Consider the following 22,716-nt stretch of genomic DNA (forward strand, 5'->3'; position numbering starts at 1 on the left):
ACGGGAAGGATACGGCCGTCCGACCAGCCACCCGCCACAAGGAGTCATACGCCGTGCTCACCCGGGGCCGACGGCCCGCAGTGACCGCCCTGGTGCTGGCGTCGGCGTTACTCATGTCGGCGTGCACGGGCGACGCGAAGCCGGCCGTGACCCCGCCGGCCAGCGTCGCGATCGGGCTCCTGGTGCCCACGAGCGGCCCCAACGCGCAGCTCGGCCAGCAGGCCACCCTCGGCGCCCGGCTCGCCCTCGAGGTGGTCAACCGCGACGTCCCGAGCAAGCCGCTGCCCCTGCCCCTCGGCCCCGGCGTCGGCCTGCGCAGCGGCACCAAGATCACGCTGCTGACCGGCGACACCGCCAGCGCGCCGGAGCGGATCGAGAAGGAGGCGACCAAGCTCGTCGACGACGGCGCGGTCGGCCTGATCCTCGCCGACACCATCGACGTCGCCCAGACGACCAGCCGCGTCGCCGACTTCCTCGGCGTCTCCCTGATCGACGGCCTGACCACGTCGGACACCTTCAGTGAGTCCAACCGCGCCGGGCACTTCCGCATCCAGCCGACCGACCGGCACCTGGTCAACACCGCGCTGGACCTGCTCTACCGCTACAAGGGCACGAACGGCCAGGTCAAGCGCATCGTGACCGCGTCCGGCGCGCCCGGCGGCGAGCTCGGCAAGGAGGTCGCGAGCCTCAAGAACTCGATCGAGGACCTCAGCCAGTCCTCCGGCTACGAGGTCGCGGGCAAGGATCACGTGCTGCCCCTCACCGGCAGCGAGGCCGGCCAGCCGAACGGGCAGGTGCAGAAGGGCGACGCGGTGCTCGCCATCGTCACCAGCCCCGCCGAGGCGAGCGCCGCCAACGACCTCGCGGTGAAGCTCAAGGGCACCGCCTCGGTGATCGCGCTCGGCCCGGGCGTCGCCGCGCTCGACGGCGTGAAGAACCCGACCGCGCTGCGGGCCTCGGGCTGGTCGAACGAGTTCGCCACGCGCAACCCGACCGCACAGGTCATCGGCGCGATGTTCGAGCAGGCGTTCCACACCAAGCTGACCGAGGTCGCGGCGGATGCGTTCATGGCGACGCTCACCCTGGCGATGGCCATGGACCAGGCGGGCGACTACACGAAGCAGGCGGTACGCAACTCGGTCCAGCAGCTCAGCATGCCCGCGACCCAGACGATCATGCCGTGGAACGGGGTCCGGTTCGACGGCACGGGCGTGAACCAGCTCGCGGCGGGCGTGGTGGAGCAGCGGACGCAGAACGGCTACATGGTCATCCAGCCCGCCGAGCTCTCGATCACCCAGGTGCCGAACCTGTAGCTCTCGCGCTTCTCGGAAATATCCGGCGCTTCGCGCACAGATATTTCCGACTTATCGCCTGGCGGGGTATAAATCCGATATGTCGCGGCGCGGAGCGCCCGACATATCGAAGATCGCTGTCCGCAGGCCTGGGAGCGCGACGAGCGTCAGCCAAGGTGCCTACGCGGGACGCTCGGGTCGCTGCGCACCAGCTCGTTGAGGTCCAGCGCGGCGTCCGGCATATCGGCGAGTGGCCGGCGTCAGCCGAGGTGCCTGCGCAAGGCGCCCGGGTCGCTGCGCACCAGCTCGTTGAGGTCCGGCGCCGCGTCCGGCATATCGGCGAGCGACCAGCGCTGAGGTGCTCGTGCACTCGTTGAGGTCCGGCGCCGCGTCCGGCAAATTGACGCGCGACCGGCGTCAGCCGAGGTGCCTGCGCAAGGCGCCCGGGTCGCTGCGCACCAGCTCGTTGAGGTCCAGCACCGCGTCCGAGTCGGGCGCGACCAGCCGCCGCGGCAGCAGCGGATGCTCCCGCCGCCACCCCTTGCGCAGCAGCGTGTACTCGACCACCACGGCCAGCAGCGCCGCCCCCATCCACGGTGGCGGCGGCTCCGAGTCGGCGGCCGCCGGCAGCCCCCGCCGCGCCCGCTCCACGTCCACCGGGCGGCGCAGCAGCGTCCCGGCCAGCTCGTCACGCCCGTCCGGCGTGCGGCCCAGGACCTCGTTGACCGCCTCGACGTACTGCCGGGCCCGTCGCTCCACGTCCGGCAGGTAGGCCTCGACGGGCAGGTCGGCGAGCCGGACCCAGGGCTCGCCGGAGCCGGACGGCAGCACCTCGGCGGCGAGGGTTCGCAGCGCCGCCGGGCCGAGCTCGTCGATGTGGGCCGCGTCGGGGTCCAGTGTCACCAGCGGGCCGTCGGCCGGGGCTCGCAGCTCCTCGGCGAGCCCGGGGTGGTGCCGGGCGAGCTCCTCGCGGTCGACGTCGGCGGTGGGCGCGCCCCAGCGTGAGAGCCGCAGCCGCCAGCCCGCGTGCAGGTCCTCCGCGTGGATCGGGCCGGTCGTCGGCAGGGAGCCGGTGTTGAAGGCCGACATGGTGCCCGAGGCCAGCGGGGCCGCGGCGAAGGTCGAGAACGCGGCGTGGATCGCGGCCGCCTTGAGCAGGGCCCGGGCCGCGTCCTCGACGGCGGAGAGGCCGCCGCCGGCCGCCGTGATCGCGGCCGCGTCGCGGACCTGCTCGGCCTCGGCCAGCAGCGGCTCGGTGGCGCCGAGCAGGCGGGCGTGGCGGGCGGCGGCCTTCTCGCCGGCGGGGGTGCGGTGGCGGGCGTCGAGCAGGCCCCGCACGAGGTCGGGGTGGCGCGAGGCGGGCAGGGCGAGCTCGTGGGTGAGCAGCATGCGCAGCTGGTCGGCGGAGAGTCCCCAGGCCAGGGGCAGGCCGATGACGAGCGCGCCGCCCCGGAACTCCACCGTTGGGGAGCCTCCCAGGTGTACCGACTGCGGAGCCCCCACGTCGGCGAACTTCAGGGCGTCGAGCACCACGGAGTGCAGCGCCGCGTGGTGGCTCGCGTCGACGGCCGGTAGCGCGGGCGGCGTCGTCGCCCCGACGGCGCGACCGGCGTCGTCGGCGCCCAGCAGCCGGCGACCACGCCAGACGGGCAGCCCGCCGGGAAGTCTCGCCATAGTTGACCAGTCTGCCGCAAATGACCACCGAAACCGAAGGGGCTTCCGTCTAAGTTACTCACGGGTCACTATGGGGCATGCGCTACGACGTCGTGGTCATCGGATCGGGGTTCGGCGGCAGTGTGACCGCATTGCGCCTGGCCGAGAAGGGGTACTCGGTCGCCGTCCTGGAAGCCGGGCGCCGCTTCGCCGACGAGGAGTTCCCGAAGACGTCCTGGGACGCGCGGCGCTTCCTGTGGGCACCGGCACTGCGCTGCTTCGGCATCCAGCGGATCACGATGCTGCGCAACGTGCTGGTGCTCGCCGGCGCCGGGGTCGGGGGCGGCTCGCTGGTCTACGCCAACACGCTGTACCGCCCCCTCCTGCCCTTCTACGAGGACCCCCAGTGGCGGGGCATCACCGACTGGCGGGCCGAGCTCGAGCCCTTCTACGACCAGGCCGAGCGCATGCTCGGGGTCGCGACCTACGCCCGCACCACCGCCGCCGACCGCGCCTTCCGCGCGGTGGCCGAGCGCATGGGCGTCGGGGAGTCCTTCCACGCCACGCCGGTCGGGGTGTACTTCGGCCGCTCCGGCGTGGACCCCTACTTCGGCGGCGCCGGGCCGATCCGCCAGACCTGCACGCACTGCGGCTCCTGCATGACCGGCTGCCGCGTCGGGGCCAAGAACACGCTCGTGAAGAACTACCTCCACCTCGCCGAACAGCAGGGCGTGCGGGTGTACCCGCTCACGACGGTCACCGCGGTGCGCCCCGCCGCCGAGGGCTACTCGGTCGAGACCCGCGGCACCGACCGGCGCCGCCGGCGGCAGACCTTCGAGGCCGGCCAGGTCGTCTTCGCCGCCGGCGCGATCGGCACCCAGCGCCTGCTGCACAGGATGCGGGCCGACGGCGTGCTGCCCCGGATCTCGCCCCGCCTGGGCAAGCTGACCCGCACCAACTCGGAGTCCATCGTCGGCGCCCGCTCGCTGCGCAAGGGCGCCGACTTCACCGACGGCGTGGCGATCACCAGCTCCTTCCACCCGGACGCGAACACCCACATCGAGCCGGTCCGCTACGGCCCCGGCTCCAACGCGATGGGCCTGCTGCAGACCGTGCTCACCGACGGCGGCCCCTGGCGGCCGCTGCGCTGGTTCGGCGTGTTCTTCCGGCACCCGCTGCGGCACCTGCGGGTGCTCTCGGTGCGCCGCTGGTCGCACAAGACCGTGATCGCGCTGGTCATGCAGTCGCTCGACAACTCGCTGGACGTGCACTACAAGCGCTCGTGGACGGGTCGGCGGCGGCTCACCACGACCCAGGGGCACGGCGAGCCGAACCCGGCCTGGATCCCGGCCGGCAACGAGGCCGTCCGGCTGCTGGCCGAGGAGATCGGCGGGCTGCCTGGCGGCGGCTGGTCGGAGGTCTTCAACATCCCGCTCACCGCCCACATCCTCGGCGGCGCCGCGATCGGGGACTCGGCGGAGACGGGCGTCGTGGACGCGTACCACCGCGTCTTCGGCCATCCGGGACTCCACGTCGTCGACGGCGCCGCGGTCTCGGCCAACCTGGGGGTGAACCCGTCGCTGACGATCGCGGCGCAGGCCGAGCGGGCGGCGTCGATGTGGCCGAACAAGGGTGAGCCGGATCGGCGCCCGGACCTGGGCGCCCCGTATCTCCCGGTCGCACCGATAGCTCCGTCACGTCCCGCCGTCCCCGCGGAGGCTCCGGCCGCGCTCCGACTAGGCTTTTGCCCATGACCACGCCGCAGCCAGTGCTCGTAGTCGACTTCGGTGCGCAGTATGCCCAGCTGATCGCCCGCCGGGTGCGCGAGGCCCACGTCTACTCGGAGATCGTGCCGAGCTCGATGTCGGTCGCCGACCTGCTGGCCAAGCGCCCTGCGGCGATCATCCTCTCGGGCGGTCCCTCGTCGGTCTACGAGGATGGCGCGCCCCAGGTCGACCCGGCGCTGTTCGAGGCCGGGGTGCCGGTCTTCGGCATCTGCTACGGCTTCCAGGCGATGGCGGTGGCCCTGCGCGGCGAGGCGGCCCACACCGGCAACCGCGAGTTCGGCGGCACCCCGCTCACCCTCGCCGCCGACGGCGGCGTGCTGCTGCGCGACCTGCCGGCCGAGCAGTCGGTGTGGATGAGCCACGGCGACTGCGTGACCGCGGCGCCGGCCGGCTTCACGGTCACCGGCGGCTCGCCGGGCGCGCCGGTGGCCGCGTTCGAGGACACCGACCGCCGGCTGGCCGGTGTGCAGTTCCACCCCGAGGTGGCGCACACCCCGCACGGCCAGGAGGTGCTGCGCCGCTTCCTCTACGACATCGCCGGCATCGAGCCCACCTGGACCTCGAACAACATCATCGAGGAGCAGGTCGAGGCGATCCGGGCCCGCGTCGGCACCAAGCGGGTGATCTGCGGGCTGTCCGGCGGGGTCGACTCCGCGGTGGCCGCGGCCCTGGTGCAGAAGGCCGTCGGCGACCAGCTGACCTGTGTGTTCGTGGACCACGGCCTGCTGCGCGCGGGCGAGGCGGAGCAGGTCGAGAAGGACTACGTCGCCGCGACCGGGATCAACCTCAAGGTCGTCGACGCGTCCGCGACCTTCCTCCGCGCGCTGGCCGGGGTGACCGACCCGGAGCAGAAGCGCAAGATCGTCGGGCGCGAGTTCATCCGCACCTTCGAGGCGGCCGCCCGCGAGCTCGACGCCGACGAGCACGTCGAGTTCCTCGTGCAGGGCACGCTCTACCCGGACGTGGTCGAGTCCGGCGGCGGCACCGGCACCGCCAACATCAAGTCCCACCACAACGTCGGCGGGCTGCCCGACGACCTGCAGTTCGCGCTGGTCGAGCCGCTGCGGACGCTGTTCAAGGACGAGGTGCGCCAGATCGGGGCCGCGCTCGGGCTGCCCGAGGAGATTGTCATGCGCCACCCCTTCCCGGGGCCGGGCCTGTCGATCCGGATCATCGGCGCGGTGGACGAGGAGCGGCTGGCCATCCTGCGGGCCGCCGACCTGATCGCCCGTGAGGAGCTCACCGCCGCCGGGCTGGACCGCAGCGTGTGGCAGTTCCCGGTGGTGCTGCTCGCGGACGTGCGCAGCGTCGGGGTGCAGGGGGACGGCCGGACGTATGGTCACCCGATCGTGCTGCGCCCGGTCTCCAGCGACGACGCGATGACCGCGGACTGGTCGCGGCTGCCGCACGAGCTGATCGCCAAGATTTCGACCCGGATAACGAACGAGGTCCGCGAGGTCAACCGCGTGGTCGTGGACGTTACGTCCAAGCCGCCGGGCACCATTGAATGGGAGTGACCCGGCTGCCGCCCCGACCACCCACCCCTGAGAGGAATTTCATTCAGCCATTTCAGGCTGAACTCGCTCTTGGCGAGCGGCTGAGAAAGCCGGACAATTCATTTCCGTGACTCCAGCGCTACAGCCGCTGCGGCGCATCGCGGCCTACTGCGTCTGCGTCGACGGCGATGCCTTCCTGCTCGTGCGGGCCTCGGCCAAGTCCGGGACGCCCGGGGCCTGGTCGCTGCCCGGCGGCGCCGTCGACCACGGTGAGAACCCGGTCGACACCGTCGTGCGCGAGACCGCGGCCGAGACCGGCCTCTCCGTCGCCGTGGTCAAGCTGCGCGACGTGCTGGCCGACATGCGGGCCCTGCCGACGCGCGGGCTCACGATCCACACCGATCGGCTGATCTACGAGGTCTCGATGCGCGGCGGCGCGCTGCGCGACCGGGTCGGGCAGCCCACCGACCTCGCCCGCTGGGTCACCCGCGAGGAGGCCCAGACCCTGCCGCTGCGCCGGTTCACCGCCGACGCGCTCGGCCTGCCCGACGCCACCGCCGACATCCGCCCCGACGGCACGCCCGAGGTGCCGTCCTTCTACGCGGTGCCCGGCCCCGACGGGCTGCACCGCGCCCAGCGCTTCGCCGCCTACGCGGTATGCACCGACCGGCGCAACCGCGTCCTGCTCACCCGCATCTCCGACGGCTACCCCGGCGGCGGATGCTGGCACCTGCCCGGCGGCGGCACGGACTTCGGCGAGCAGCCCGGCGTCGCGCTCATCCGCGAGCTGGTCGAGGAGACCGGCCAGGAGGGGCAGATCGTCGAGCTGCTCGGCGTGGCCAGCCACCGCGACGCGGCCCAGCTCGGCCCCGAGGGCTACCCGATCGACTGGCACGGGGTCCGCGCGTTCTACCGCGTCCAGGTGGCCCGCTCCAGCCGGCCGGTGATCCACGACGTGGGCGGCTCGACCGCCGAGGCGCGCTGGTTCGACCCGGACGACCTGGACGAGCTGCCATTGACCGAGGTGACGGAGGAGGCCCTTCGCGGGGTCGGCCTACGCTGATCACCATGACGCGGACACGGGTGATCACGGTCTACGGGCGGCTGCCGGGCACGGCCGAAGAGGTCGGCGGGCCGATCCGGCACGGGGAGAATCCGGCGACCGCGGTGGTCCGGCTGTTCCGCGAGAGCGCCGGGCTGCCGGTGGCGGTTTCGGGTGTACGCGACGTGCTCGCCCTGACCACCCCCGATCTCCACGAGGATCGCGTCCTCTTCGACGTCGTCCCCGCCGACGCGCCCGGGCCCGCCGACGCCGAGCCGGCGAGCGAGTCCGAACTGCCGAAGGGGCAGCGCTTCGCCGCCTACGGGTTCGTCACCGACCCGGCCGGACGCGTCCTGCTCACCGAGATCGCCCGCGGGTTCCCCGGGGCGGGCCGCTGGCACCTGCCGGGCGGCGGGACCGACGTCGGCGAGCAGCCGGCCGAGGCCCTGTTGCGCGAGTTGTACGAGGAGACCGGCCAGCGCGGCGAGATCGTCGAGCTGCTCGGGGTGACGCACCGGCGCAGTTCGGGTCTTGTCGGCCCGGAGGGGTACCCGATGAACTGGCACGCGGTCCGGGCGCTCTACCGCGTCCTGGTGCCCGAGCCCTCGACACCGAGCGTGACGGAGGAGGCCGGCGGCTCGACCGCGTCGGCGGCCTGGTTCGAGCCGGGCGACCTCGCTGGGCTGCCCGTCACCGAGGTGGTGCAGTGGGCCGCTTCACTGCCCGCAACGGGCGAGTGACCGACGTCGTTAAAATGGACTAGAGGTTAACGAAAAACTACACTCAGTAGTTCCATGGCTCGCCTGAACCGGCGGTTTCCGTCCTGAGGCATCGCCAATCGCGACCTGATATGAGACCGTGTAGATCGCGAGACCGTCTCGCGAAACGGACATCGAGGGTCGAAAGCCCCCGAAAAGCGACCGTGGGAACCTCGTTCCTACAGTGGAGGATCAGTGCCGAGCACACCTTGGCAGCGACGACGCACTACGGACAGCCCGCGCCCCGGTGGCGGAAGGCAATGGGCGGGACGGCTGCGACGCAGCGGCTCCCTCGCCCGCCAGGTGCTCTTCGCCGGACGTGTGGGGCGCCGTGGTGAGGGCAATGTGGCCGGCGCGACCTCCCTGCTCGTCCCCGCCGCGGAGACCGACACCCGCACCGGACGCGTTCGCCTGCCGCGTCTGCGCATGCGCCGCCGTGACGGAGTGTCACGGGACCTGACGGCCGAGGCCATCGCGCTCGCGCCGGTCAGCCCGGCCGTCGAGACCGCGGCGACGGTCGCCACCCCGGCGGTCACGTCGCCGGTGGAAGACGAGCCGCAGTCGCTCGCCATCCCGCTGCTGCCCGGCGAGCGCACCGTCGCCCGCCGCATCCGCTTCGCGCTCGTCAACGCCTGCACCCTGAGCAGCCTCATGCTCGGCCTGTCGGCGATCTTCATCGCGGTGAACCAGGGTGACGTGCGGGTCGCGGCCTCGCTGCTCATCGCCTGCGTCATCTTCGACGGCCTCGACGGTTTCCTGGCCCGCCGCCTCGGTGTGGCCAGCCCCTTCGGCGCGCAGATGGACTCGCTCGCCGACATGTGCTCGTTCGGCCTGGCCGCGCCCGTCGTGGTCTACTCCTGGCTGAACGCGTCCGCGCCCGGCTGGCTGCTCATCCCGGCCTGTGCCCTGGTCGCGGCGGCCGCGGCGATCCGCCTCGCGCGCTTCAACGTCTCGCCGAAGGACGGCCGCTTCTTCTGCGGCGTGCCGACCACGATGTGCGCCGCGGTCCTCGCGCTGGCCACGCTGATCGCCCCGCAGATGCCGGCCGCCCTGCGCGTCGCCGGCGTGGCGCTGCTGGGCCTCGCGATGGTCTCGAGCTTCCCCTACGCGAAGCTCGCCCGCCTCGTGAAGCTGCCACCGTGGCTGCTGGCGCTGCCGGTGCTCGGCGCCCTGGTGAACTACCGCATCACGTTCGTCGTGGTGGTCTTCGCCTACCTGGTCAGTGGCCCCCTGCTGTGGCTCAAGCAGCGCCACAAGGCCGCCTGAGTCGCGGTCCCCACAGCGAAAAACGGCCCCGCTCCTGGTCGCAGGAGCGGGGCCGTTCTGCTTCGCCGTTACTTCCAGGTGGCAATGACCGTCTGGCCGCCCACCACGCGGTCGCCGGGCGCGACCTCGGGGTCGGCCTTGTCCGCGGGCAGGTAGACGTCGGTGCGGGAGCCGAAGCGGATCAGGCCGAACCGCTCGCCCTTGGCCAGCAGCGAGCCGATCGGGGCGCGCTGCACGATCCGGCGCGCGATCAGCCCGGTGCGCTGCACGACCGCGACGGGGCCGTGGGCCGTCTCGAGCAGCGTGTACGCCGCGACGTTGTGCTCCGCCTCCGGCTTCATCGCCGCCGCGTAGCCGCCGTCCTCGACGAAGTAGTCGACCACCTTGCCGGCCACCGGCGCGCGGTTGACGTGCACGTCGAGCACCGACAGGAACACCGCGATCCGCAGGAACTCCATGTCGCCGAAGCGCTTGTCGTGCATGCGCTCGACCCCGAGCACCTTGCCGTCGCTGGCCGCCACGACCGCCTTCGCGTCCTCCGGCACGTCGCGCTGCGGGTCGCGGAAGAACGCCGCCACCGGGGCCGCGGCCAGGGCCGGGACCAGCCAGAGCTTCGACTTCGGGCGGGCCGCCTTGGCCAGGGCGGCCAGGCCCAGCGCGATGCCGGCGGCGGCCACGCCGTTGGAGTCGATGTTCATGCCCCGGGTCAGCGGCACGCTGGACGGGCGCAGCGCCGGCAGCAGCTTCGCGGCCGCGCTGTGGTGGGCCGGGGTATGCCGCAGCCGGTGGATGCGCACCGGCGGGACGTTGCGCAGGACCAGGTCGCTGCCGACGCCGTAGAGCGCCGCCTGCCGCTCGACCTCGTCCGCCGCCCCGCTGGGCAGGCGGGTCGCGGCCACCACGACGGTGAGCACGCCGCCGTCGGCGACCAGCTTGGCCAGGCCGCCGAGCACCTCGCGGGCGTCCTCGGCGCTGCCGCTCAGCGCCTCGGCGTGGATCACGACGTCGGCGGGCTCGGCGGCGTCGATCGAGTCGATCACCCGGGTGCGGTCGGCGACCCAGCGGCCCTGGCGCTCCACGTGCTCGCGCAGGGCGGCGGCCGCGCCGGGACCGGTGCCGACCAGGGCCAGCCGGTCGTCGGGCAGCAGTGCGTCGATCACCGCGGCCAGCGCCGCGGAACCGGCCGCCGCGCCGATCACCAGGCCGGTCTTGGGACCGCCGTGGCGGGCGAGCTCGGAGGCGAGGACCCGGGCGGCCCGGTCACCGATCTGGATCGGGCGGCGGGAAGCGCCGGATGTGCCGCCAACGGGAAACTGGGTCATCTCGGAAGGGCTCCTCAAAGGCAGAAGGGTGAAGATGTCTTGGCCGCAACAGGCAGCTGGCCGACGGGGTCACGAACCCCGTCGGCCAGCATATTCCGTGCCGCGACGTGGCGGTCCACGTCCTGGTGCGCGAGCCGGGCCCCCCGCCCGGCCGGGTTACTCCGCGTCCAGGTCGTAGTCGAGCCCGTCGCCGTGCTGCCCGGCCTTGCCGCGCTCGGGTTTGTCCGAGCGCAGCGCCCCCAGCAGGCCGAGTCCCCCGAACAGGATCAGGCCAACGGCCACGATCCAGCCGGCGTTCAGGTGCACCGAGACGGCCTGGTTGAACAGCCAGACGACCACGATGCCCAGGAAGATCAGGCCGAACGTCAGCGAGACGCCGTCCAGACGGTGCGGCTTCATCGGTCCACCCTCACATCTCCCCATTGCGTGTCCAGGTCCAGTTGAAGCTTGCCGCCACCGGGCCCGTCGGCGCCGTAGTCGGTGACGGTGGTGGTCGTGTTGAACCCGCCGCAACTGGACTCGAACACCCGGCAGTCCCCGCCCTGGATGTGCACGGTCACCGTCACGTCCACGTCCGGCGGGACCGTGATTGTCAGGTTGCCCGCTGTGCCGATCCGGAAGGCGACCACCGTCGGGGTGACCTCCTGCGTCTTGAAGTTGAGCTGCGTGAGGTCGGCGTCGATGTTGCCGATGTCGGTGGAGTACCGCTCGCCCAGCTCGTCGAACGAGGTCGGCCGGATGCTGATGTTGTCGCTGCGGTGCGGCACCGAGGTGCCCGTCGCCGCGGTCGCGATCGCCAGCGCGATGCTCAGCACCGCGCCCAGCAGGATCAGGATCCGCGCCCGGCCGAGCCACGCGCCCGTGATCAGGCCGAGGGCGGTGATCGCCAGCGGTACCGCGAAGAACGTCGAGGCCTTGAAGTCCGCCACGGTGACCTCGAGCGCCGCGAGGATGCCCAGCGAGAGCAGGATCAGCGAGAACGTGATCCGGCCCAGGCGCGAGCGCTCCTTGGGCTTCTTCGGCGGCGGGGTCGGGGCCAGACCCGGATACGGCGACATCGGCACGCCGGGGGGCGGGTAGCCGAGGCTGGCCGCGTACGGGCTGGAGGCCGCGTAGGGCCCGTGCGGCGCGAACGGCGGCCGGTAGCCGGCCCCGGGTCCGCTGCCCGGCATCGGCGGCAGCGGGGGCAGGGGCGGCAACGGCGGCAGCTGCGGCGGTCGCGGGCCGATCGTCGGCGACTTGCCCTCCGCGTACGCCGCGGGCTGCGGGGCCGGCGGCGTCGAGGCGGAGCGGAAGTCCCCGGCCGGGCCGGTGTCGGACTCGGGCGCCGGGGGCGCGCCGGGTGCGGTGGACATCGTGGGTGCTCCTGGGGTCACTGGGGCCTGGGGCTGCATCGGTGCCTGGCCGAACGACGTGGGCCCGGACGGCGGGGCACCGAACGAGGGGGCGCCGAACGACATGGGACCGAACGAGGGTGCCGGCGCGGTCGGCTGGAACTGCGGGCCTCCGAACGGTGCGCCGGCGGCCGCGAACGGCGTGGGCGGCGGGTTCGGCACCGCCGGCGGCACGAACGGCCCCGGCGGTGGCTGGCCGTTGCTGACCTGTCCGCGCAGGACCAGCGCGATCACGCCGACGACCACGGCCAGCCCGACCAGCGCGGCGCCGAAGTTCTGCGACATGACCAGCAGGAACGCGAGCACCGCGCCGACGCCGATGACGATCGCCAGGGGCGCGGAGGTGCCGGAGCGGCCGCGGCCGAGCAGCGCCTCGAGCGGGGAGCCGGTGTCGCCCTCGGCGGGCAGCAGGAGCCAGCCGAGCAGGTAGGCGACGATGCTCACGCCGCCGGCCAGGGTGAGCACGGCGAAGATGACCCGCCACAGCGTGGGGTCGGTGTTCGTGGCGCGACCGATGGCGGCGCAGACGCCCGCGATGTACCGGCCCTGCTGCGGCCGGACGAGCAGGTGGCGGTTGAACCCCGCGGCCCCGAACGGGGGCGGTGGTGGCGCCGATGCTCCGAACGGCGGCGGCGCGCCCCCGGGCGGAGGCGGTGGGGGCGGCGGCACGTTCCCGGGCGGCGGGGGAGTCTGGGTGTCGCCCGTCGGCCACTCGAACGGCGCGGACGGGTTCGACGGCTCGTACTCGGCCTCGAGCCGGGGCTCGTCGTCCTTGGGCGTTTTGCCGGATTCGTTCGCCGCGATGGCGGTGTCCGACTCCGACTCGGGCGTTTTGTCGGATTCGGGCGCCGGGGTGGCGTCGAGCCGCGCGGTGTCCGATTCCGACAGTTCCGGGGTCGATGGTTCCGGGGTCGATGGTTCGGGTGTCGATGGTTCGGGTGTCGCGCCGCCGGCGCCGGGGGCGGCGGGCGGCGCGGGCTCTGGCTCCGCGGCCCGTCCCGCGACGGCGTGGGCGGCCGGCTCGTCGGCGGCAGGCGGGTTCGTCATGCCATCCATGCTGGCGGACGCGCGGGGTCGGCCGCCTCAGGCATCGACCCTGACGCCACCCTGATTCTGCGGCTCCGGGGCGCTCGGAGTGGTTTCGCGCCCTGGATCCATGTGACGATCTGGAGGTACCGAATCCGGAACCCGAGCAGAGACGAGCCCGATGAGCAGCCCGTTCCCCGTCCGCCGCCTCTACCGCGAGCCCGCCGACCGGGTCGTGGGAGGGGTTGCCGCCGGCATCGCCGCGCACCTGGGTGCGCCGGTCGTGCTGGTCCGGGCGGCGTTCGTGGTGCTGGCCGCGTTCAACGGGCTCGGAGCGCTGCTCTACGCGGCGTTCTGGGCCGTCCTGCCGCTGCAGCCGCACGGGCGCGGTGGCGGGCGCAACGTCAACCAGCTGTTCTCGTTCCTCGCGCTCGGCGTCGGCATCGTGATCCTGCGCCTCATGGTGCAGCCCGACGGCAGCGTCTCCTCGGTGATCGGCTGGCTCGCCGCGATCATCGCGCTCGGCGCCGGCATCATCTGGCACCAGGCGGACCCGAAGCGCCGCGAGCGCTGGTCGGCGACCGTTCCCGGGATGCCGTGGCTGGGTGCGGCGGTCGACAACAACCGCAAGTCCTACCTCTTGCGTTTCGTCGGCGGCGGCCTGCTCGTCGTGGCCGGGATCATCGGCGTGTTCGTGGTCGGGGTGTTCCCGCTGCGGGGCGTGCCGTTCTCCTCGATCGGTTACGGGCTCGCGTTCGCGGCCGTGGCCCTGGCCGGCGTCGGGCTTGCCCTCGCGCCACTGCTGTACCGCATGTTCACCCAGCTCAGCGCCGAGCGCGAGGCCCGGGTGCGCGAGCAGGAGCGGGCCGAGCTGGCGGCGATGATTCACGACCAGGTGCTGCACACGCTCGCCCTGATCCAGCGCAACGCGGGCGACCTCAAGGAGGTCCAGCGGCTGGCGCGCGGGCAGGAGCGGACGCTGCGCAACTGGCTGTACAAGCCGACGGCGTCGCCCATGGAGAAGTTCAGCGCCGCGCTGGAGGAGGCCTCGGCCGAGGTCGAGGACACGTTCGCGGTCGCCGTGGAGACCGTCGTGGTCGGCGACGTGGACGTCGACGAGAAGGTCGGCGCCATCGTCGCGGCCGCGCGGGAGGCGCTGGTGAACGCGGCCAAGCACGCGAAGGTGCAGACGATCTCGCTGTACGCCGAGGTCGAGCCCGACTGCGTGAGCGTCTTCGTGCGCGACCGGGGCGCCGGCTTCGACCTGTCCGCCGTGGACGACGATCGGCACGGGGTGCGCGGCTCGATCGTCCTGCGCATGCAGCGCCACGGCGGCAAGGCGGAGATCCGCAGTACGCCGGGGGAGGGCACCGAGGTGCGCCTCAGCATGCCGATCGACACCGAGGCCCGGCGCCGCAAACCCGCGGCCACCAGTTCGTCTTCTGAAAGCGGAGAGCGATGAGCACCGAAGAGACCCAGCGGCTGCGCGTGTTCCTGGTCGACGACCACGCGATGTTCCGGGCGGGCGTCCGGGCCGAGCTCGGCCTGCACGTCGACGTGATCGGCGAGGCGAGCGCCGTGGCGGAGGCGGTGCAGAAGATCTCCGCGCTGGAGCCCGACGTGGTGCTGCTCGACGTGCACATGCCCGACGGGGGCGGCCGCGCGGTGCTCGACGCGATGCGCCGCACCCATCCGCAGGTGCGCTTCCTGGCCCTGTCGGTCTCCGACGCGGCCGAGGACGTGATCGGCCTGATCCGGGCCGGCGCGCGCGGCTACGTCACCAAGACCATCTCCCCGGACGAGCTGGCCGACGCCATCCGCCGCGTGGCCGACGGCGACGCGGTGTTCTCGCCGCGCCTGGCGGGCTTCGTGCTCGACGCGTTCGCCGCCCGCCCGGACGCGCCCGTCGCCGATCCGGAGCTGGACCAGCTGACCAACCGCGAGCGGGAGGTGCTGCGACTGCTCGCTCGGGGGTACGCGTACAAGGAGATCGCCAAGGAGCTCTTCATCTCGATCAAGACGGTCGAGACGCATGTCTCCAACGTGCTGCGGAAGCTGCAGATGTCGAATCGGTATGAGCTGTCGCGCTGGGCCGCCGACCGCCGTCTGGTCTGAGGTCGCTGGGGTGGGGTGACCAACGGCGGGCCTGGCAGCGTCGGCGCGCCAGCGCCTAGCGGTGTCTGGCGGGAGCGACGGTCCGCACCCCGACGGCCCGAGTCATGGTCTTTGGCGGTTTCTTCAGGCCGTCTTCTTCAGGCCGTCGCGAAGATCGAGTAGCCCTCGGCCAGCCGTCCCTCGGGCAGGCCGCCGGCCCGGGCGACCATCGCGTGGCGCTCGCGCAGCATCTCCTCGAAGCCGTCCAGGTGGGAGGTCTGCGAGGCGTGCGCGCGCAGGGCGGCGACCTTGCGCGGGAACGTGTCGGTGATGTCGACGATGTGATCCGGGTCCGGGCCGCCGCTGTACCAGATCTCCCGCACGGTCCAGGCCTCGAGCCCGATGTCGGTGAACGTGAACGGGTTGCGCGCGTCCGGGTACACCGCGCAGGTCGTCGCCTCGCCCGCCGCCAGGTGGTCGGGGTGGCTCGGCCCGGCGAGCCGCTCCCAGCGCCGCAGCGGCGAGCTGGTCAGCACACGGTCGGGCCGGAACCTGCGGATGGCCGCCGTGATGTCCCGGCGCAGCCCGATCGTCGGCTCGAGGATGCCGTCGCGGTATCCGTCGAGGAACTCCACCTGCTTCACGCCCACCGCGGCCGCGGCCGCCCGCTGCTCCGCCTCGCGCAGCACTGGCATCTCCTCGCGCGGTGTGTCGTCGAAACCGCCCGCGTCGCCGCGCGTCACCAGCAGGTAGGCGACCTCGATGCCGGCATCGACCCAGGTCGCGATCGTGCCGGCCGAGCCGAAGTCGACGTCGTCGGGGTGCGCGAGAACGCACAGCGCGCGCTCGACGTCAGTCAGGGGCGCGGCCGAGGGAGGAAACGTCATGCTCCTATTTGTACCGCCTACAGCGGCCCGCGACCCGCGCGAAGGATCAACAGCGCCAGCTGCGTGCCGTCGGCGCCGAGCTCCTGGGAGAAGCGCTCGAGGATCTCACGCTCGCGGCTCAGCACGAGCCGGGTGCCACCGGCCGCGACGCGGGTCTTGCCGACCTCCGCCGAAATCGCGGCGCGCTCCTTCCACAGCGCCACGATCGCCGAGTCGATCTCGTCGATCCGGGTCCGCAGACCGGAGATGTGCTGGTCGGGGGTTGCCGTCTGGGCGTCGGCGGGCTGCTGCTCCATGGTGATGGCGGCCATTTCTCTTCGTTCCTCTGACTCGGGGTTGGGCTCCCCGGGAACGCGAACGCCCCGGGCTTCGGAGCCCGGGGCGTCGGTAGGTTCTGCGATCAGGCGCGACCTACGGCTGCCGGACTCCGGTAGCCGTAAAAAAAGTAGCGCGCGCTCTCGATCACGTTGCCGAGTATGGCACGGCGTCAAGGTCAGCGGAAAGGTCTTCCGAAAGTTGGGACGCCGTCGGTTTTCGGTCACCCGTTCGACCCGCCGGGCCCGGGCCGCCGGAAACTGTCGGGGGGTCGGCGTAGAGTCGCCCCTGCGATGCATGCTCTCTTCGAGGTACCTCAGTCCCGCCCGCCGCAGCCCGAGGGTCCGGCGGCGCAGTCCAGGCCACCTAGGCGCGACCTGCTGGACGGGCTCAACGGCCCCCAGCGCGACGCGGTGACGCACGAGGGGCAGCCCCTGCTCATCGTGGCCGGCGCCGGATCCGGCAAGACCAAGGTGCTCACGAGCCGCATCGCCTACCTGCTCGGCGAGCGCCACGTGCACCCCGGCGAGATCATCGCGATCACGTTCACCAACAAGGCCGCCGGCGAGATGAAGGAGCGGGTCGCCAAGCTGGTCGGCAACCGCGCCCGGCTGATGTGGGTGTCCACGTTCCACTCCGCCTGCGTGCGCATCCTGCGCGCCGAGCACGGCCACGCCGGGCTCAAGTCGACGTTCTCGATCTACGACGCCGACGACTCGCGCCGCCTCATGCAGCTCGTCGCGCGCGAGCTCGACCTGGACCCGAAGCGCTACCCGGCCCGTGGCCTGGCCACGCAGGTGTCCAACCTCAAGAACGAGCTCGTCGATCCCGAGACCTTCGCCGGCACCGCCAAGGGCCCGGCCGAGCGGGCGCTCGCCGAGGCCTACACGCTCTATCAGCAGCGCCTCACCGAGGCCCACGCGCTCGACTTCGACGACCTGATCATGCGCGTGGTCAACCTGCTGCAGAGCCACCCGGAGGTCGCCGAGACCTATCGCCGGCGCTTCCGCCACGTGCTCGTCGACGAGTATCAGGACACCAACCACGCGCAGTACATGCTGGTGAAGGAGCTGGTCGGCACCACCGGCGAGCTCTGCGTGGTGGGCGACGCCGACCAGTCGATCTACGCCTTCCGGGGCGCCACGATCCGCAACATCCTGGAGTTCGAGCGCGACTACCCCAACGCGCGCACGATCCTGCTGGAGCAGAACTACCGCTCGACCCAGACCATCCTGTCCGCGGCCAACTCGGTGATCGGTCGCAACACCGAGCGCAAGCCCAAGCGCCTGTGGAGCGACCAGGGCGAGGGCGAGCAGATCGTCGGCTACGTCGCCGACACCGAGCACGCCGAGGCCGACTGGGTCGCCCGGGAGATCGACCGCCTCTCCGACAACGAGGGCGTCCGCCCCGCCGACGTCGCCGTGTTCTACCGCACCAACGCGCAGTCCCGCGTCTTCGAGGAGATGTTCATCCGCTTCGGCCTGCCCTACAAGGTCGTCGGCGGCGTCCGCTTCTACGAGCGCAAGGAGGTCCGCGACGCGCTCGCGTACCTGCGCGCCGTGGTCAACGAGGACGACACGGTGAGCGTCCGCCGCGTCCTGAACACCCCGCGCCGCGGCATCGGCGATCGCGCCGAGGCCTGCGTCGAGGCCCTCGCGAGCCGCGACCGCATCTCCTTCGGCGCCGCCCTGCGCCGCGCGGCCGAGGCCCCCGGCATCTCCAGCCGCGCCGTCAACGCCATCGGCGACTTCGTCGCCCTGCTCGACGACCTGCGCACCCTGGCCGAGACCGCGATGCCCGAGGAGGTCCTCGAGGCCGCCCTGGAGCGCTCCGGCTACCTGGGCGAGATCGAGGAGAGCACCGACCCGCAGGAGGCCGGCCGGGTCGAGAACCTCCAGGAGCTCGTGAGCGTGGCCCGCGAATACACCGAGCGCGCCGAGGCCACGGTCGCCGTGGCCGCCGAGCAGGGCGACGCGACCGTCGCCCCGCCCCCGAGCGTCGCCGGCTTCCTGGAGCAGGTCGCCCTGGTGGCCGACGCCGACCAGATCCCCTCGGACGACCCCGACCACACCGGCGTCGTGACCCTCATGACCCTGCACACCGCCAAGGGCCTGGAGTTCCCGGTCGTCTTCCTGACCGGCCTGGAGGACAGCGTCTTCCCCCACCAGCGGGCCATGAGCGACCGCAAGGAGCTCGAGGAGGAGCGCCGCCTGGCCTACGTGGGCATCACGCGGGCCCGCCAGCGCCTCTACATCTCCCGCGCCGTGACCCGCTCCGCCTGGGGCCAGCCGTCCTACAACCCGCCGTCGCGCTTCCTGGAGGAGCTCCCCCCGGAGCTCATGCGCTGGGAGCGCACCGAGGCGTCCTACACGAGCTGGTCCGGCCGCGCGGGCGTGGGCGGCCGCTCCTCGGGCGCGACCCAGTCCCGCACCTCGTCCTTCGTGGGCGGAACGCCGAAGGCCGCCCAGCTGGCCGCGAAGCTGGGCCTGGACGCGTCCAAGCTCTCGACGGCCAGCGAGCTCCAGCGCGACGTGCCCGCCCTGGCCGTGGGCGACCGCGTCAACCACCAGCGCTACGGCCTCGGCCGGGTCCTGGCCGTGGAGGGCGCCGGCCCCCGAGCCCAGGCCCAGATCGACTTCGGCGACCAGGTGATGTGGATCGTGCTGCGGCACGCCGCGGTGGAGAAGATCTGAAACGCTTCTTGCTCGGGTCCGCGTCACTTGCGGACCGTTGCTCCCGCCAGACAAAAGGGCGGTCCGGATGGCCTTCGGCCGGAGGGACCGCCCTAGCCATGTCCGTGGTGAGGTGTATGGATGGGGATCCTTGAGCGGGTGCTCGCCCGTGCGGACGCCGATCCGGCCGTTCTTGGCGTGATCCTGACCGGATCGCAGGCCCGCGGCACGGCCGGCGCATGGTCCGACTACGACGTGGTCATCGTGGTCGCCGAGCAGACCGTGCCCTGGCGCCACGCGACGCGCACAGCCGAACTGGACGAGGTGGTGTGCACGCCGGATGCCTTGGCCGACACCTCGGTGCACTGGCAGCGATACGCCTACCGCGGCGCGCGGGTGCTCCTGGACCGTCTCGACGGCGGCATCGCGAACCTGGTCGAACGGCAGGCGGTCCTCTCGAACGAGGAAGCCGGCCAGCATGCGCGCACCGCACTCGACGCGTACATCAACCAGCTCTACCGGGCGGTCAAGAGCCACCGGGACGGCCGTGCCGAGGCGGCATACCTGGACGAGATGGAAAGCGTGCCCTGGCTCTTGGAGACCGTGTTCGCGTTGTTCGGACGGCTGCGTCCCTACAACAAGTACCTCCAGTGGGAACTGGAGCAGTTCCCGCTGCCCGGTGACTGGAACGCCGCACTCATGCCGGAGCGGGTCTTCGCCCAGGCGTTCGCCTTGTTCCCCGCGGTCGAAGCCTTGGCCCGCCATCACGGGCATGCAGATGTGCTCGACGCCTGGCAAAGCGACATCGAACTCATCCGGACCTTCGCGGCCGGGAGTCGGCTCCCTGCCGCCCGGAATCAGTCTCTCGCCGTACGCTCACAGGGTGGGCGATGGGAGCCAGGCTCGCGTCGACGCCGACCTGCCTCGGATGGCTGAGGTGTTCCCGACGCTAGTGGCCGAAATCGACCGACTCCTGAGGCTCGACGATCCGTCGCACCCGCTCGCCGGCACAGTGGGGAGCCTGCGGTTCTACGGTCGCTGCCCCTGCACGGAGACCTGCACCAACCTCTTGACCGCGCCGCCCGGGTCGGCTGGACCCTGCTTTGCTCAACTGGAGCGGGACGGGATGGACGTCATCTGGCTCAGCCTCGATCCCACCGGTACGGCTGTCGTCGACATCGAGGTGCTCGATCGAAACGGACTCGGCCTGGACTCGGCCGGCGGCGCCGAGTGAGATGGGGGCCGTACACGCCGTCTCGGTAAGGCCGCATCAGCACCGCAGGTGTCGTCATCGCCGCCGGTGCGATCGTGGCCGATGTCGGGATCGCAATGATTCCCGTCGCCGGGGCCGCCGCTGCCAGACCTGCCGGTAGCCCTGACCGGCGAACAGACACCCAGCCAGCAGCAGGTACACCACCACCCGGGCGGGCAGATCACGAATCCGCCGCTGCGCGGTACGGGTCTCGGCCAGCACCGCATCGACCATCTCGAACGGGCACCTGCTGCGTCAGCTCACCCAGATGACCCGGCGCGAACCGACCCGAAGCAACGAAGCCCCCGATGCGGTGGTGGGGTATCGCCGATTCCGGTTGGTGGCGGCATGTTGGACGGTGCGTGAGGTGTCTGTTGGGGCGGCTGACGAAAAGTCGGTGGTCCTCTAGGCTGCCTTGGTGCGACGGCAGGGTGTTGGAGAGCAGATTGACCGGCACGCGCGGTTGGACTGGTTGGATGCGCTGCGAGGGGTCGCGGTGCTGCTGGTGGTGTATGAGCACGCCACTGACAACATCCTGCGCGCGGTGCGGGTGCACCTGGATTCCTGGTTCAACCCTGGTCAGGCCGGGGTGTTCCTGTTTTTTGTGATCAGCGGGTACATCGTGCCGGCGTCGCTGGAGCGCCGGGGTGACCTGCGTGCGTTTTGGACCGGTCGGGTGTTCCGGTTGTACCCGATGATGCTGGCGGGTATGGCCGCAACGCTGATCATGCTGGTGACCGGTGTGGTGTCTGCGCAGTCGCTGGGGGTCAAGCACGGGTTGGCGGCGGCGATCGCGTCGACGGTGATGCTGCAGGACATTTTGGGTCTTCCGTCGGTGCCGGCGGTGCTGTGGTCGCTGTCTTACGAGATGATTTTCTATCTCTTGGTATCGGCGTTGTTCGTGGTCCGATGGCACCGGTTCAGCGCTGCGTGGGCGGTCGCGTTCGCCGCCGTCGCGGTCGGGCTGGGGGGCGTGTTGCCGCTCGTCACGCTGCCCGCGCTCGGACTGGGTCCACGGCGTGCGGCCGTTCTGGTCGTGGTGGCCGTCGTTCTGGGTGTCGGCGCCCTGGTCAGTCGCCGAAAAGTGCTGGTGGGGGCGGGCGCAGTGGTGCTCACAGGGCTGGCCGCGGCGCTGCTGGTGACCAGCGGCCGGTTTCCCGGCTGGTTCTTGCTCTCGATTCCGGCCTTGATGTTCGCCGGCACGGCAGTGTACCGAGCTGAGCAGGGCCAGTTCTCCTGGCGGGTCACCGCGCCGGCGATCGGGGTGGTGTTCGCCTGCGTCATGGCCAGCACCTGGTGGGCGCTGTCCGATCTGAGCGCGGCGAGTCTGCGTTCGGCCGGCCCGTGGATGGGAACGCTGACGCTCGTGGCGGTGCTGTTCGTCATCGGGATGGGGTTGCGTCGCCGCCGCGTTCCGCGGGTTCTGGTACGGCTGGGGGTGATCAGCTACTCGGTGTACGTGGTGCATTATGTGTTGATTTTGTGGATGGGGCCGGTCATGAAACGCCACGGGCATGAGCCCGTGTTTGTGCAGTTGCTATGGGCGCTTGGGTTCCTGGCCCTGACGCTGGGCGTCAGCGAATTGACCCATCGTTTTATCGAGCGGCCGGCGCAGCGGCTCGGGCGTCGCGTGGCGCAGGCTCTGGATGGGCGAGGGCGGCACATTCAACAATCGCCGCAGACCGATCTGGACGTGCCGGTGGTCGCGCGGGTAGGCAGCTGACGTTACTGCTCCTGCAACCGCCGTCCCGGCTTACCTTCATCGGGCACTCGCAGGCAACACGCCAGCGACGCTTTACCGATGTCCAGGGCGGCGACCCCGTTCGATGATCTCTTCCCGGTCCTGCGTCTCCTCCAGCACCTGCACCCCTTCCCGCCAGCACGAACACCACGGCGGTCGCTCGCGGCAGCCGCAGGACGGGAAAGCCAACTCGCGTGCTCAAGGCAACAGTGAAGGGCCTATGGCGCGGCTGCTCGCGTCCGGCTAGTCCCGGCTAGTCGCGGGCTTTGCCGAGTCGGTGGCGGCTCCGCTCAGGACGTCAGTACGCCGATTCCCAGGCCCAGTGCCCCCGCGGCCAGGCAAGCCGCCCCCAGCCAGACCATGACGATCGCCCCGTTGGGCTTCGTGCGGTCCTTCCCGGCCGAGGATGCGAAGAACCCGCCCGGCATCAGGATTGCCGCGGCCAGGATGCCGACCCGTCCGAGCCATCCCACGACGCCGTCGAGCCGGGCGAGGTCCGCGTAGAGGATGCCGACCAGCCCCAGGGTGACCAGGACACCGGCGTGGGCGTGGCCTGCGCGGGCGAAGGCCTGCTGGAAGGGGGTCATCGGCACGGAGCCGCGCACGATCTTGGTGAGGAAGTAGCCGCCGAATTCGATGGTGACGATCGAGAGCAGGGCGATTCCGGCCAGGATGCGGCCGGCGTCGGTGAACTCGAACTGCATTTCGGTCCTCCCCGT

At 71.8% G+C, this 22,716-nt stretch carries 19 protein-coding genes and 1 pseudogene; 12 read left to right on the forward strand and 8 right to left on the reverse strand.

Going from position 1 to position 22,716, the window contains the following annotated elements; all coding sequences use genetic code 11:
* Positions 1-53: 53 nt before the first annotated feature.
* Positions 54-1,313 (forward strand): ABC transporter substrate-binding protein, encoded by a 1,260-nt coding sequence (locus ABT369_RS12930; protein WP_350611928.1) that lies wholly within the window; start codon positions 54-56, stop codon positions 1,311-1,313.
* A gap of 396 nt (positions 1,314-1,709) precedes the next feature.
* On the opposite strand, the gene ABT369_RS12935 is transcribed toward ABT369_RS12930, so the two are convergent.
* The gene (locus ABT369_RS12935) at positions 1,710-2,966 is read right to left on the reverse strand and encodes a M48 family metalloprotease (RefSeq protein WP_350611929.1); all 1,257 of its coding nucleotides are present in this window, start codon (positions 2,964-2,966) and stop codon (positions 1,710-1,712) included.
* A gap of 77 nt (positions 2,967-3,043) precedes the next feature.
* Between ABT369_RS12935 and ABT369_RS12940 the strand changes: the two genes are divergently transcribed.
* From ABT369_RS12940 to ABT369_RS12960, 5 genes are all read left to right on the forward strand, one after another.
* A complete protein-coding gene (locus ABT369_RS12940; RefSeq protein ID WP_350611930.1) occupies positions 3,044-4,699 on the forward strand; it encodes an FAD-dependent oxidoreductase in 1,656 nt (551 codons plus the stop codon).
* The gene (gene guaA / locus ABT369_RS12945; RefSeq protein ID WP_350611931.1) at positions 4,696-6,249 is read left to right on the forward strand and encodes a glutamine-hydrolyzing GMP synthase; all 1,554 of its coding nucleotides are present in this window, start codon (positions 4,696-4,698) and stop codon (positions 6,247-6,249) included. The genes ABT369_RS12940 and guaA overlap by 4 nt, the downstream gene beginning before the upstream one ends.
* Before the next feature lie 106 nt (positions 6,250-6,355).
* Entirely contained in the window at positions 6,356-7,291 is a 936-nt protein-coding gene (locus ABT369_RS12950) for an NUDIX domain-containing protein (protein ID WP_350611932.1), read from the forward strand.
* A 5-nt stretch (positions 7,292-7,296) separates the two neighbouring features.
* Entirely contained in the window at positions 7,297-8,010 is a 714-nt protein-coding gene (locus ABT369_RS12955; protein ID WP_350611933.1) for an NUDIX hydrolase, read from the forward strand.
* A 291-nt stretch (positions 8,011-8,301) separates the two neighbouring features.
* Positions 8,302-9,294, forward strand: coding sequence for a CDP-alcohol phosphatidyltransferase family protein (locus ABT369_RS12960; RefSeq protein ID WP_350612145.1), 993 nt, complete (start codon positions 8,302-8,304; stop codon positions 9,292-9,294).
* A 68-nt stretch (positions 9,295-9,362) separates the two neighbouring features.
* Here ABT369_RS12960 and ABT369_RS12965 read toward each other — a convergent pair whose 3' ends face one another.
* The 3 genes from ABT369_RS12965 to ABT369_RS12975 form a co-directional block, all read right to left on the reverse strand.
* Positions 9,363-10,616, reverse strand: a complete 1,254-nt coding sequence (locus ABT369_RS12965; RefSeq protein ID WP_350611934.1) for a phosphatidylserine decarboxylase — start codon at positions 10,614-10,616, stop codon at positions 9,363-9,365.
* Between the two features lie 156 nt (positions 10,617-10,772).
* Positions 10,773-11,015, reverse strand: coding sequence for a hypothetical protein (locus ABT369_RS12970; RefSeq protein WP_350611935.1), 243 nt, complete (start codon positions 11,013-11,015; stop codon positions 10,773-10,775).
* Positions 11,012-13,057, reverse strand: a complete 2,046-nt coding sequence (locus ABT369_RS12975) for a PspC domain-containing protein (RefSeq protein ID WP_350611936.1) — start codon at positions 13,055-13,057, stop codon at positions 11,012-11,014. The genes ABT369_RS12970 and ABT369_RS12975 overlap by 4 nt, the downstream gene beginning before the upstream one ends.
* Positions 13,058-13,217: 160 nt before the next feature.
* Here ABT369_RS12975 and ABT369_RS12980 point away from each other — a divergent pair, with 160 nt between their 5' ends.
* Both ABT369_RS12980 and ABT369_RS12985 read left to right on the forward strand, forming a co-directional pair.
* On the forward strand, positions 13,218-14,498 hold the full coding sequence (locus tag ABT369_RS12980) for a PspC domain-containing protein (protein ID WP_350611937.1): 1,281 nt from the start codon (positions 13,218-13,220) through the stop codon (positions 14,496-14,498).
* On the forward strand, positions 14,495-15,151 hold the full coding sequence (locus ABT369_RS12985; RefSeq protein WP_350611938.1) for a response regulator: 657 nt from the start codon (positions 14,495-14,497) through the stop codon (positions 15,149-15,151). Before ABT369_RS12980 ends, ABT369_RS12985 begins: the two co-directional genes overlap by 4 nt.
* Before the next feature lie 137 nt (positions 15,152-15,288).
* Here the strand turns inward: ABT369_RS12985 and ABT369_RS12990 are convergent, their stop codons facing one another.
* Together ABT369_RS12990 and ABT369_RS12995 are read right to left on the reverse strand one after the other, a co-directional pair.
* Entirely contained in the window at positions 15,289-16,017 is a 729-nt protein-coding gene (locus tag ABT369_RS12990; RefSeq protein WP_350611939.1) for a PIG-L deacetylase family protein, read from the reverse strand.
* A gap of 17 nt (positions 16,018-16,034) precedes the next feature.
* A complete protein-coding gene (locus tag ABT369_RS12995) occupies positions 16,035-16,328 on the reverse strand; it encodes a chorismate mutase (protein ID WP_350611940.1) in 294 nt (97 codons plus the stop codon).
* A gap of 297 nt (positions 16,329-16,625) precedes the next feature.
* Here ABT369_RS12995 and pcrA point away from each other — a divergent pair, with 297 nt between their 5' ends.
* The 3 genes from pcrA (at position 16,626) to ABT369_RS13010 (ending at position 20,238) form a co-directional block, all read left to right on the forward strand.
* Positions 16,626-19,025, forward strand: a complete 2,400-nt coding sequence (pcrA, locus tag ABT369_RS13000; protein WP_350611941.1) for a DNA helicase PcrA — start codon at positions 16,626-16,628, stop codon at positions 19,023-19,025.
* 120 nt (positions 19,026-19,145) lie between these two features.
* The gene (locus tag ABT369_RS13005; protein WP_350611942.1) at positions 19,146-19,940 is read left to right on the forward strand and encodes a nucleotidyltransferase domain-containing protein; all 795 of its coding nucleotides are present in this window, start codon (positions 19,146-19,148) and stop codon (positions 19,938-19,940) included.
* Positions 19,933-20,238, forward strand: coding sequence for a hypothetical protein (locus ABT369_RS13010; protein WP_350611943.1), 306 nt, complete (start codon positions 19,933-19,935; stop codon positions 20,236-20,238). The genes ABT369_RS13005 and ABT369_RS13010 overlap by 8 nt, the downstream gene beginning before the upstream one ends.
* A 117-nt stretch (positions 20,239-20,355) precedes the next feature.
* Here the strand turns inward: ABT369_RS13010 and ABT369_RS57960 are convergent.
* Positions 20,356-20,581 (reverse strand): annotated as a pseudogene (locus ABT369_RS57960) (transposase domain-containing protein); the annotation flags it as partial.
* Positions 20,582-20,674: 93 nt separating this feature from the next.
* Here ABT369_RS57960 and ABT369_RS13020 point away from each other — a divergent pair.
* Positions 20,675-21,979, forward strand: a complete 1,305-nt coding sequence (locus ABT369_RS13020) for an acyltransferase family protein (RefSeq protein WP_350611945.1) — start codon at positions 20,675-20,677, stop codon at positions 21,977-21,979.
* A 308-nt stretch (positions 21,980-22,287) separates the two neighbouring features.
* Here ABT369_RS13020 and ABT369_RS13025 read toward each other — a convergent pair whose 3' ends face one another.
* A complete protein-coding gene (locus ABT369_RS13025) occupies positions 22,288-22,701 on the reverse strand; it encodes a hypothetical protein (protein WP_350611946.1) in 414 nt (137 codons plus the stop codon).
* Between the last annotated feature and the right edge of the window lie 15 nt (positions 22,702-22,716).

Source organism: Dactylosporangium sp. NPDC000244 (assembly GCF_040300725.1).
Classification (GTDB): Bacteria; Actinomycetota; Actinomycetes; order Mycobacteriales; family Micromonosporaceae; genus Dactylosporangium.